At 53.1% G+C, this 8,086-nt stretch carries 9 protein-coding genes and 1 tRNA gene; all 10 read left to right on the top strand.

Annotation, left to right across the window (positions count from 1 at the left end; genetic code table 11):
- Positions 1-399 precede the first annotated feature (399 nt).
- The 10 genes from guaB to PPOP_RS04430 all read left to right on the top strand — a co-directional run bounded on the left by guaB (position 400) and on the right by PPOP_RS04430 (position 8,043).
- Positions 400-1,863 (top strand): IMP dehydrogenase, encoded by a 1,464-nt coding sequence (gene guaB / locus PPOP_RS04470; RefSeq protein WP_006284879.1) that lies wholly within the window; start codon positions 400-402, stop codon positions 1,861-1,863.
- Between the two features lie 110 nt (positions 1,864-1,973).
- The gene (locus PPOP_RS04465) at positions 1,974-3,383 is read left to right on the top strand and encodes a D-alanyl-D-alanine carboxypeptidase family protein (protein ID WP_199898944.1); all 1,410 of its coding nucleotides are present in this window, start codon (positions 1,974-1,976) and stop codon (positions 3,381-3,383) included.
- Between the two features lie 171 nt (positions 3,384-3,554).
- Entirely contained in the window at positions 3,555-4,439 is an 885-nt protein-coding gene (gene pdxS / locus PPOP_RS04460) for a pyridoxal 5'-phosphate synthase lyase subunit PdxS (RefSeq protein WP_199898946.1), read from the top strand.
- A gap of 17 nt (positions 4,440-4,456) precedes the next feature.
- Entirely contained in the window at positions 4,457-5,050 is a 594-nt protein-coding gene (gene pdxT, locus PPOP_RS04455; protein ID WP_006284876.1) for a pyridoxal 5'-phosphate synthase glutaminase subunit PdxT, read from the top strand.
- A 152-nt stretch (positions 5,051-5,202) separates the two neighbouring features.
- Complete coding sequence (gene serS / locus PPOP_RS04450; protein WP_006284875.1) at positions 5,203-6,480, top strand: serine--tRNA ligase; 1,278 nt, start codon at positions 5,203-5,205, stop codon at positions 6,478-6,480.
- Positions 6,481-6,559: 79 nt separating this feature from the next.
- A tRNA-Ser gene (locus PPOP_RS04445) sits at positions 6,560-6,648 on the top strand.
- 363 nt (positions 6,649-7,011) lie between these two features.
- Complete coding sequence (locus tag PPOP_RS04440; RefSeq protein WP_042227421.1) at positions 7,012-7,311, top strand: reverse transcriptase domain-containing protein; 300 nt, start codon at positions 7,012-7,014, stop codon at positions 7,309-7,311.
- Between the two features lie 13 nt (positions 7,312-7,324).
- A complete protein-coding gene (locus PPOP_RS04435; RefSeq protein ID WP_006284873.1) occupies positions 7,325-7,696 on the top strand; it encodes a hypothetical protein in 372 nt (123 codons plus the stop codon).
- A gap of 2 nt (positions 7,697-7,698) precedes the next feature.
- Positions 7,699-7,863 carry a hypothetical protein gene (locus PPOP_RS23300; RefSeq protein WP_199898943.1) on the top strand — a complete coding sequence of 55 codons (165 nt, stop codon included), beginning with the start codon at positions 7,699-7,701 and terminating at the stop codon, positions 7,861-7,863.
- Between the two features lie 27 nt (positions 7,864-7,890).
- A complete protein-coding gene (locus tag PPOP_RS04430; RefSeq protein WP_042227419.1) occupies positions 7,891-8,043 on the top strand; it encodes a small acid-soluble spore protein P in 153 nt (50 codons plus the stop codon).
- Positions 8,044-8,086 lie beyond the last annotated feature (43 nt).

Genomic DNA, 8,086 nt, shown 5'->3' with positions numbered 1-8,086 from the left:
TTGGACCGCAGGGTCCTGGGAGAGTAGGACGCTGCCAAGCAGACAGAGACCACTGACTTTCGTCGGTGGTTTTTTTCTATATGGGGAGAGAACGAAGTGAACGGATGAGTGTGGAGGAAATCCCTGTACTATGATTAAGAAAATCCATCCACTGCATCGGAATGCACCTAACGCATAGAATCAGCTGGAAGGGTCACCTTAGGTGAAAGGTTATCCTATCGAGCGCTTCATAGTTCAGGGTCAAAGCCGGATTCCTTCAACCTATCCTTGACAGGGGTAAGGCGCTTTGCTAAGATTGCAATTAATATCTTGAGAGAGAATATTCCAATCAGCGGACAAGCCCGTCATTACTGGGTTTGTCCGCTGATTGCAACTTTACAATAAGGGAGGAATTTACTGGTGTGGGAGTCTAAATTTGCAAAAGAAGGACTAACGTTTGACGATGTGCTATTGGTGCCTCGCAAATCGAATGTATTGCCACGGGAAACAGATATATCTACGCAGTTGAGCAGCAAAGTAAAGTTGAACATTCCGATGATTAGCGCAGGAATGGATACCGTAACGGAAGCGCCGCTGGCGATCGCGATTGCGCGCGAAGGCGGAATCGGCATTATCCACAAAAATATGTCAATCGAACGCCAAGCCGAAGAAGTTGATCGTGTGAAGCGCTCCGAGAGCGGGGTGATTACGAATCCATTCTCGCTGTCTCCTGGGCACACGGTAGAAGAAGCGGACCATCTGATGGCCAAATATCGGATCAGCGGCGTTCCGATTGTAGACGAGCAGTATAAGCTGGTCGGGATTCTAACGAACCGTGACCTGCGCTTCGTCCATGACTACAAGATTAAAATCAAGGAAGTCATGACGCATGAGAATCTGGTGACTGCGCCCGTCGGCACAACCCTTCAAGAAGCGGAAATCATACTGCAGCAGCACAAGATTGAGAAGCTACCTCTGGTGGACGAGACGAACACGTTGAAAGGCCTCATTACAATAAAAGATATCGAGAAAGCAATCCAATACCCGCAAGCAGCCAAGGATGAGCAAGGACGCCTGCTCTGCGGCGCGGCAATCGGCATCTCCCAGGATACGTTCGATCGGGCGGCAGCCCTGGTGCAAGCTGGCGTAGACGTCATCGTCGTCGACTCGGCGCATGGCCATCACATCAACATTATTGAAGCGGTACGGAAGTTGCGCAAGCTGTATCCGGAGCTGACGATTGTAGCGGGCAATGTGGCAACGGGCGAGGCGACGCGCGACCTGATTGAAGCGGGCGCTTCGGTGATCAAGGTCGGCATCGGGCCAGGCTCCATCTGTACGACCCGGGTTATCGCCGGTATCGGCGTTCCGCAGATTACGGCGGTGTATGACTGTGCGACGGTAGCTCGCGAGTACGGCATCCCGGTCATCGCCGACGGCGGCATCAAGTACTCTGGCGACATTACAAAGGCTATCGCGGCAGGGGCATCGGCCGTCATGCTGGGAAGCCTCCTTGCCGGTACGGAAGAAAGCCCGGGCGAATCGGAGATATATCAGGGCCGCCGCTTCAAGGTATACCGTGGCATGGGTTCCTTGGGTGCGATGAAGCAAGGCAGTAAGGATCGTTATTTCCAAGATAGCAGCAACGAGAAGAAGCTCGTACCGGAAGGCATTGAAGGCCGCGTCGCTTACAAAGGGCCGCTGGCTGATACCATTCACCAATTGATTGGCGGATTGAAGGCAGGCATGGGATATTGTGGCACTCATAATCTGACAGAGCTGCAGAACGATACGCATTTTGTCAAAATATCGGGTGCCGGCCTTCGTGAAAGCCATCCGCATGACGTGCAAATTACGAAGGAGGCGCCAAATTATTCCTTGTAAAATATTAATATCCCGTTTTATCGATAAAAGAAGGCAGGGTGCAGTACCCATGCCTTTTTTTTGCCTGTTCCGCTGTGATAGAATAACATATGGATTCAATGGGAGAGGAGATGACGATAGTGTTGAAACTACAAGAAGCGACAAGAAACGGCAAGTGGAAACGCATCGTGGCTTATGCAATAGCTTGCCAGATAATTACCTACACGCTACTTCCTTCGGCTGGCATGGTCGCTGCCGAAGTTGCTGCACAGACGGCAGAGAAAGGGGAGGCCGAAGCGAATAAGGGCGAGTCTGCGTCTGTGGGGAAGGCAACCAAGGATTCGCTTAACTTGGAAGTAACATCGGCCATTCTAATGGAAGCTAGCACAGGACAAGTGCTTGTAAATATTGATTCGAACATCCCGAAGCCTCCGGCCAGCATGACCAAGATGATGACGGAGTATATCGTCATGGAGAAGGTGCAGAACGGGGAATTGTCATGGGATGAAGAGGTAACGACATCCGAGCATGCGTCTCTGACCGAGGGCTCGCGCATCTTCCTCGCGGAAGGGGATAAGCATACGGTTCGGGATCTATATATCGCGATGGCGATCGGATCGGCAAATGATGCCACGGTGGCGCTTGCTGAGCGGATCGCGGGAACAGAGAAAGAGTTCACTAACTTGATGAACGAAACGGCGAAGAAGCTGGGCATGACGACGGCGCACTTCATCAATTCGACCGGGTTGGGCCGGGAGGATATGCCGGAGAAGTTCCGTCCGGAAGGCACGGATGAGACAGTCATGTCCGCCATGGACGTAGCGAAGCTCGTGCGGGCCATTGTGATCAAGCATCCAGAATTCCGGGACTTCACGACGATCCAGGAATATAAGTTCCGCGAGCGTGACGAGACGCCGATTCAAAATCTGAACTGGATGCTGGAAGCGAACAAAGATATTCCGAACTTCAAGCGGTACGCGTATCCGGGCCTGGACGGGATGAAGACGGGCTATACGGATGAAGCCGGGAATTGCTTCGCTGGCACGGCGGAACGAGATGGCATGCGCCTCATCTCTGTCGTCATGGGCACCGATATCCAAGACAAAGGAAAACGGTTCGTAGAGACCGCCAAGCTGCTTGATCATGGATTCAACAACTTTGAAGTTCAGACCGTGGTGGCTCCGAAGCAGGCGGTGGATGGCATCGCAGCGGCTCCGATTAAGAAGGGCGTCTCGACTGAGGTGCCTGTTGTGCCCGAGACTGGCGTAAATTTCGTCGTGGCGAAGGGGGCCACAACGGAAGGAAAAATTACGCATGATCAGATGCTTACTCCGGCCAACGAACTGGTCGCGCCGATTAAGAACGGGCAGAAAATGGGAACGATTACGTTCACGTACAAAGACAACGACTTGGAGCAGAAGAAGACCGTGAATCTGATTGCCTCGGAAGAGGTGGAAAAAGGTAGCTGGTGGCGGTTATTTTTCCGGGCCATCGGGGATTTTTTCGTTGATTTGTTCCAATCCATCAGAAATTTGTTCTAAAGGACGGTTTTGGCCGTTCCGGCCAGGCAATACCGACGGAACCGGTTGAGTATTCCTTGTTCTATCATGTACAATAAGTGGATAGACCATTACGGTTCGCCCGATAGGCTGCAGCACGTAATGCTGAAGAATCCTCCGGGCATCAACGTTAGAAAATGGCGGGAGGCAGGTATTGTGGAGACAGGTACAGCTCGTGTTAAACGTGGTATGGCAGAAATGCAGAAAGGCGGCGTCATTATGGACGTCATGAACGCGGAGCAAGCAAAGATTGCGGAAGCGGCCGGCGCTACGGCAGTCATGGCGCTGGAGCGCGTGCCATCGGACATCCGCGCCGCAGGCGGCGTCGCACGAATGGCGGATCCTACCATTGTAGAGGAAGTCATGATGGTTGTCTCTATCCCTGTTATGGCAAAGGCCCGCATTGGCCATTACGTAGAAGCCAAAGTGTTGGAAGCGCTTGGCGCTGACTATATTGACGAATCCGAGGTATTGACTCCAGCGGATGAAGTGTATCACATTGACAAGCACGCGTTCACGGTGCCTTTTGTCTGCGGAGCTAAGGATTTGGGCGAAGCGCTGCGCCGCATCCGCGAAGGGGCAGCCATGATTCGCACGAAGGGTGAGCCGGGAACGGGGAACATCGTGGAAGCCGTACGCCATATGCGCTTGATTAACAGTCAGATTCGCAAAGTCCAAAATTTGTCGAAGGACGAGTTGTATGCGGAAGCGAAAAATTTGGGAGTGTCTTACGATCTGCTATTTGAGGTGCATGAGAACGGCAAGCTGCCGGTCGTCAACTTCGCGGCGGGCGGCGTCGCTACGCCGGCTGACGCGGCTCTGATGATGCATCTCGGCGCAGACGGTGTCTTCGTAGGCTCCGGCATCTTCAAATCCGACAGCCCAGAGAAATTCGCGCGCGCTATCGTGGAAGCGACAACCCACTTTGAAAACTTCACGCTGATCGCGGAAGTATCGAAGAACCTGGGCACGCCGATGAAGGGGATCGAGATCTCCAAGCTGGCGCCATCGGAGCGCATGCAGGATCGCGGCTGGTAAGAAGGAAGGGAACAGGAATGATTATCGGGGTGTTGGCCCTACAAGGGGCCGTCAGGGAGCATATGCGAAGCCTGGAAGCCATCGGTGTTACCGGGTTAGCCGTCAAGCATCCCGAACAGTTGCATGAAGTGAATGGTTTGATTATTCCCGGCGGAGAGAGCACGACGATCGGGAAGCTGATACGCAAATACGGCTTCGTGGAGGAGATCGGGGCTTTTGTCACCCAAGGTAAGCCTATCTTCGGCACATGCGCCGGACTCATCGTGTTGGCCAAGCGGATCATCGGACAGGGCGGGGCTGAAGAACCGCATCTGGCGCTTATGGACATCACGGTGTGCCGCAATGCGTTCGGACGGCAGCGCGAGAGCTTCGAGACCGACCTGGACATTATCGGGGTGGATGAGCCGGTACGATCGGTATTCATCCGTGCTCCCCTTATTATGGAAGCCGGCCCCGGTGTGGACGTGCTATGCAGAATGAACGAGGAGATTGTCGTTGCCAGACAAGGCCATTTGTTGGCCTGCTCTTTCCATCCGGAACTGACGGATGGTGTTCATCTTCATCGTTATTTTGCCGATATGGTTAAGCAGAGTGGAATTGCATTAGGATAAAGATAGAACGTAATGAAAAAACACCTTTACTTCGATTTCTTCAAGGAACAGGGCAAGGTGTTTTTCATGAATCAGTCATAGAGGCAGAATCGGTGCTCCTTGCTTCGAAGAAGGGGCAACAGCCCTTTCTGCATGAGTAGGAGGAATCGGCAGTGTTAGATACCAAGGTATTGCGAAATGAGTTTGCGCGGGTAGAGCAAGCGCTGGAACAGCGAGGCAAATCGAAAGAGATGATCGCGGAGTTCCCAGAGCTTGATGCCCGCCGCAGAGAGATGTTGCAAGAGGCGGAGCAGTTGAAGAACCGCCGCAATGTCGTCTCTCAAGAGGTGGCGAAGAAGAAGAAGAAGAATGAATTGGCCGATGATCTTATTGCCGAAATGCGCCAGGTCGGGGAACGCATCAAGGAATTGGACGAGGAAATCCGGAATATTGATGCCCGGATCGTCGAGGTGACGCTGGCCATTCCGAACGTACCGCATGAGAGCGTTCCTGTCGGCCTGAAGGAAGAGGAGAATGTGGAGATTCGCCGCTGGAGCGAGCCGACGTTCTTCTCCTTTGAGCCGAAGGCGCATTGGGATGTGGCTCAAGACTTGGGTATTCTTGATTTTGAAGCCGCCGCCAAGGTAACCGGTTCGCGCTTCGTCTTCTATAAGAAGGCTGGCGCGCGTCTGGAGCGGGCGCTCATCAGCTTCATGCTGGATGTACATACGATGCAGCATGGCTATGAAGAGATTTTGCCGCCGCTTATCGTCAATCGGGACAGCCTTATCGGGACGGGACAGCTTCCGAAGTTCGAAGAGGATCTGTTTAAGCTGGAAGGGACAGACTATTTCCTGATCCCGACAGCGGAAGTGCCGGTCACGAATCTGCATCGGAACGAGGTTCTGAGCGTGGAGGATCTGCCACGGTATTATACCGCATACAGCGCCTGCTTCCGTTCCGAAGCTGGAGCGGCAGGACGTGATACGCGTGGGCTTATCCGTCAGCATCAGTTCAATAAGGTCGAAATGGTGAAGCTGGTGAAGCCGGAGGACTCGTATGAAGAGCTGGAATCGCTTACCTGCCACGCTGAGAGCATCTTGCAGCAGCTTAAGCTGCCTTACCGCGTTATGGCACTGTGTACGGGCGACCTGGGCTTCAGTTCGGCGAAGACATACGATTTGGAAGTATGGTTGCCGAGCAGCGGCACCTACCGTGAAATCTCCTCCTGCTCGAATTTCGAGGACTTCCAGGCACGGCGGGCGAACATCCGCTTCCGCCGGGATGAGAAGACGAAGCCGGAGTTCGTTCATACGCTCAACGGTTCGGGGCTTGCGATCGGCCGTACGGTCGCGGCGATATTGGAAAATTACCAGCAGGCAGACGGCAGCGTCGTCATTCCGGATGCGCTTCGTCCGTATATGAGAGGATTGGAGCGACTCACTCCGTAACCAAATACATGCACTTGCGTGAAAAATTCAATCATGCTATAATACAGGATGTTCGACTTGAATCGGACAGTTAACCAATGGAGAGGTACCGAAGCGGTCATAACGGGGCGGTCTTGAAAACCGTTAGGGTGCAAGCCCACGTGGGTTCGAATCCCACCCTCTCCGCCATTATAGCGACGATAATGAAGCCTTTGCCGACGCGGCAAAGGCTTTTTTGCGTATACGCGTGCCCAGCAAAGCACGCATCCTCTAGCCGGTGAAGATCCGGTCGCGGGAGGGGCCAAGCCTCCGCGTAGCTTGGATACCTGCGTACGGTGAAATCCGTGCGTAGAAGCGTATCGATAAAAGTACCTATTAGAGACAGGGCGAGCAACCTGCCAGGCCGTAACATGAAGTGAATCCTGCCGCGTCGTCAAAAAGGCCTCGCAAGAGGGGAAAGAGGAAGCCGAGTCTCGGCGTACTAGACGAAGGCCATGGAAGCTGCTTGGAACTTGGAGCGGCAGCGAAGAATCCTCCGGCGTAGAACTAGTCGTGCAACCCATATTTGAAGCGGATTTTCAGGAATCCTCATTCGGATTCCGACCGAAGCGAAGCGTGAAGCAAGCGCTCGAAGGTATCCGAAAAGCAGGCAACCGCAAGGGGAATTGGGTAGTCGACGTCGATATCCAGGGCTACTTCGACAACATCAATCATGAGAAGCTCATGAAGCTGGTGGAGATGCGCATTAGCGACAGACGTGTCTTGAAACTGATTCGGAAGTGGTTAAAGGCAAGTAAAAACGTCCACCAGAGTATAAAATCGGGGTCCGCGCCGCACACTGTAAAGGAATAGTGGAGGTGTGGTCATGAACGACAATGATATCGTACAAGTGGATCAGCATCAGCTTGTGGCTGCATGGCAGCAAACGTTGACGAACAAATTAGAGCCGGGCAACAAAGCGACCGTTCTGCCGGATGCGGCGAATCCACACGCATTTCTCATTCATTTCGACAGCGACGGGCGTCAGAGCTATACATTCGACTTCCACTGCAGCTATGTCGACTCAAGGGAGGTTGATTTGAAGCTAATCGATGTCGAGCGGGATGGCGTGCATATCGACGAACGGATACAACCGGTGCAGGAGATGGCGCAGGATTACATGAGACATATTCATGAATGCGCCCAGCATCTTCATGATCTGACCCATCATGGCGATACGACGGTGAACGGAGGGTAAGGATGGACAAGCAAAATCGGGATAAAAATTTGCGCAACGTGAGAGCAGATCTTGAGACCACCCCGGTCAATTCACATCATGCTCAGCAGATTCAGCAGGATCGCAATGATCGGAGGCACCAGGATGCGTTGAATCATGACAAGCCTACCGATCTGGAGCATTATTAAATCCATTGGAAAGGAACGTGGTTCTCAATGAGCAAGCCGAAGTCAATCCCTGTTCCCGCTGCAGAGCAGCCGGTCCGCCATCATGAGGCGGAAGGCCGAAAAGGAATTCAAGAGCCGTTGTCGGGTTCAAAGAAGGTTAAGACCGCCAATCATGTAAGCCATAATAACCCGGAGGGCTGACCTTATTATCAAAATCGCAAGCCTTCATACGCAGTGATTTCAC

It is taken from the genome of Paenibacillus popilliae ATCC 14706, from assembly GCF_000315235.1.
Classification (GTDB): domain Bacteria; phylum Bacillota; class Bacilli; order Paenibacillales; family Paenibacillaceae; genus Paenibacillus_B; species Paenibacillus_B popilliae.
Note: the sequence above shows the minus strand (reverse complement) of the source record. Positions and strands in the feature narration are given on the sequence as shown.